This is a genomic window from Streptomyces sp. PU-14G (assembly GCF_041028275.1).
GTDB lineage: Bacteria > Actinomycetota > Actinomycetes > Streptomycetales > Streptomycetaceae > Streptomyces.
In genome coordinates this window covers 1-2,169 of sequence record NZ_JASKYT010000620.1, presented here as the reverse complement: position 1 = coordinate 2,169, position 2,169 = coordinate 1, and the positions used below count along the sequence as shown (strand labels likewise).

Annotated in this window: 2 protein-coding genes; both read left to right on the top strand. The window is 75.7% G+C overall.

Annotated features, from left to right (window positions below):
- Window positions 1–38: 38 nt before the first annotated feature.
- Complete coding sequence (locus AB8Z75_RS34115; protein WP_369208896.1) at window positions 39–839, top strand: enoyl-CoA hydratase/isomerase family protein; 801 nt, start codon at window positions 39–41, stop codon at window positions 837–839.
- A 138-nt stretch (window positions 840–977) separates the two neighbouring features.
- On the top strand, window positions 978–2,169 hold a 1,192-nt coding region (locus AB8Z75_RS34110), incomplete at its 3' end, for a diguanylate cyclase (RefSeq protein WP_369208894.1).

Here is a 2,169-nt window from a genome sequence, read left to right as displayed (position 1 = left end):
CCCCGGGGGAAAGCAGCGTGCCCGTTATCGTGACGGCCATGGATCACGGCGAGCAGGCGTTCGGGGAGTGGGTGCGGGTCCGCAAGGACGGGCACGTCGCGGAGTTGGTGATGGACCGGAAGGCGGCCATGAACGCCGTCTCGACGGCGTTCGCGGGTGCGCTCGCCGACGCGTGCGCGGCCCTCGCCGGGGACGGCGACGTGCGGGCGACGGTGCTGACGTCCACGCATGAGCGCGCCTTCTGTGTCGGCGCGGACCTCAAGGAGCGCAACGCGCTCAGCGACGCCGAACTGGGCGCCCAGCGCCCGTACACCAGTGCGGCCTACCGGGGCGTGCTGGAGCTGCCGATGCCGACCATCGCCGCCGTGCACGGCTATGCGCTGGGCGGCGGGTACGAGCTGGCGCTCTCCTGCGACCTGATCGTCGCCGACCCCTCGGCCGTGGTCGGGCTGCCCGAGGTGTCCGTCGGTGTGGTGCCGGGCGGCGGCGGCACCCAGCTGCTGCCGCGCCGGGTGGGCGCGGCCCGCGCCGCCGAGCTGATCTTCTCCGCGCGCCGGGTGGAGGCCGGCGAGGCGCACGCGCTCGGTCTCGTCGACCAGCTCGCGGGCGCGGGCGAGGACCGCGCGGAGGCGCTGGCCCTCGCCGCGCGGATCGCGGCGCACTCGCCCGTGGGGCTGCGGGCCGCCAAGCGCGCGCTGCGCACCGGATGGGGCATGGACCTGCGGGCCGGTCTCGAGGTGGAGGAGGCCGCCTGGCGGACCGTCGCCTTCTCCGCGGACCGCGCCGAGGGCGTCGCGGCCTTCAACGAGAAGCGGAAGCCCGACTGGCCGGGAGCTTGAGCCGCCGCACCTCCTCCGGCGGCTCCCGGTCGCGAGATGTGCCAAGAGGGCCCCGCCGCGTACGTGTCGTACGTAGAGTGAGGCTCTCCGTAGGGGGCCGCGCGGCAGAACGGCACGAAGCCTCCTAATCTTGGCCGTATGGGCCGAATACGTCAGGACGGGGACGCGGACGCGCGCCTGAGCGCGGTCGTGGGGCTGTCGCAGGCCATGGCGGCGGCGCAGACCTCCGCCCCCGCGTCGGCCCCGGCGACCTCCGTTGCCGCACACGATCCCGAGGCCGTCGCCGCTCTCTCGCACCGGGACATCGCACACGCGGCAGCGCGGGGCGCCTGCGAGGCGATGGGCGGCACGTTCGCGGCCATCTCCGTCTGGGAACGGGCGCGCGGGCGGCTGCGCGTCCTGGTCAACGTCGGGGACCGGGCGCCGGGGGAGGCCGAGTTCCCCGACGACGAGTCCTACCCCGCCCACGACTTCCCGCAGATCGCCGAGTCGCTGCACGAACGGTGGGCGGGCGGCGCCCGTGCCCAGGCCTGGGTGGAGGACGAGGAGGGGCCGTTCCGGGACGGCGACGAGGCGGTGCCCGGCTACCGGCGGGTGGCGGTGTCGCGGCGCCGGGGCCGCGGGTCGGGCGTGATCGCCCCGATCGTGCTGCACGGGCGCGCCTGGGGCGAGCTGTACGTCGCCCGGACCGCCGAGGAGCCCGCCTTCACCCGGGACGACGCCGACTTCGCCGCTGTCCTGGCCGCGCTCATCGCCTCCGGTATCGCACAGAACGAGCGGCTGGAGGAGGTCCGCCGCCTGGCCTACACCGATCCGCTGACCGGCCTGGCCAACCGCCGCGCCGTGGAGTCACGGCTCGACGAGGCCGTCGAGCTGCACCGGGAGCTGGGCACGGTCGTCAGTCTCGCGGTGTGCGACATCAACGGGCTCAAGGCCGTCAACGACCAGCAGGGCCACGAGGCGGGCGACCGGCTGCTGGAACGGTTCGCCGGGGTTCTGGCCGACTGTGCGGCGACGCTGCCCGGCGCCCTGGCGGGGCGGCTGGGCGGCGATGAGTTCTGCCTGCTGACCGTCGGGCCGACCGCCGACGAGGTGGTGCGTGCCGCCGACGACCTCTGCCACGGCGCGGCGGCACTGGAGGTGGGGGAGGGCGTGGCCTGCGGCGTCGCCTCCACCGGCGACCCGGTCGGTGACGTGCGCACGGCCCACCGGATCTTCCGGCTGGCGGACGCGGCCCAGTACCGCGCCAAGGCGCTGCGTTCGGGCAAGCCGGTGGTGGCGGGCCGCGAGGGCGGACCGGACGACCCCACCCTGCGGCTGGCCGCCGACC

Coding starts and splice junctions, on each gene's coding strand:
- AB8Z75_RS34115 (WP_369208896.1), top strand. CDS start 39: ATGGATCACGGCGAGCAGGCGTTCGGGGAGTGGGTGCGGGTCCGCAAG.